The organism is Paenibacillus gallinarum, from assembly GCF_014836635.1.
GTDB lineage: Bacteria > Bacillota > Bacilli > Paenibacillales > Paenibacillaceae > Paenibacillus > Paenibacillus gallinarum.
Genome location: NZ_JACSQL010000055.1, coordinates 1 through 806 on the forward strand (window position 1 = coordinate 1; position 806 = coordinate 806).

Consider the following 806-nt stretch of genomic DNA (forward strand, 5'->3'; position numbering starts at 1 on the left):
CGTTAGCTTAATGAGTTATCTCTAATAAAATCAATCATTCGGCTCCTATAGAAATTAACTAAAAGAAAAGATTGTGAATTGTGCTATTAAGTAAACAGTAATGAGTACATTTATTGCAAGTATAAATATTGTTTTCAGATTAACTGAATATTTTATTAAGTAGCGACGAAAAACAAATGAAAGTAAGGTCATGATAGCAAAGTACCCAATCGGTATAACGAAACTATAAAATACTTTTTCTGTTGCACCAATGTCACCTGGTGGGGCATCTGCTGCTGTGAATCGTCCCATTGCTATCCATATCTTAAATACCCAGTAAAATAAGAATGATGTGGTTGATATAACTAATAGATAAGCTACATAACTAATTACACTAAGGTTAACCTTCAAACAGTAGCCTCCAATTTTATGTATTTTTTTATTATAATGACTTTGATAAATGATTACTTCATTAAAATAAGAACGATTGTTGTATCCACATTAAGAAGCTCAGAAATCCTGTTATGCAGAATGTGATTAAGATAGTTACTGTTCCTCTTGAAATAGACTTTAAATTTTTCTTACCTGTTAGTCCTATTATTCCAAGTATTAAAGTTGTTAACGAAAGAATGTAAACAATATTAAAGGCGTCTGGAACGGATATCATATGGATATGTCTATAGATTTCTATCCAATATGGCATTGCTAAATACGAAACTAAACAAATTATTGAAAGAAAGAAAGACCATGAATTTATTTTTTCTCTCATAAATTTCACCTCCTCATATAGCTAATTAAGCATAAGAAATATCCGATGGATTTTGTAG

General features: G+C 29.8%; 1 protein-coding gene. It reads right to left on the reverse strand.

Going from position 1 to position 806, the window contains the following annotated elements; translation table 11 throughout:
* Window positions 1-54: 54 nt before the first annotated feature.
* Window positions 55-390, reverse strand: coding sequence for a hypothetical protein (locus H9647_RS25595; RefSeq protein ID WP_160037241.1), 336 nt, complete (start codon window positions 388-390; stop codon window positions 55-57).
* Between the last annotated feature and the right edge of the window lie 416 nt (window positions 391-806).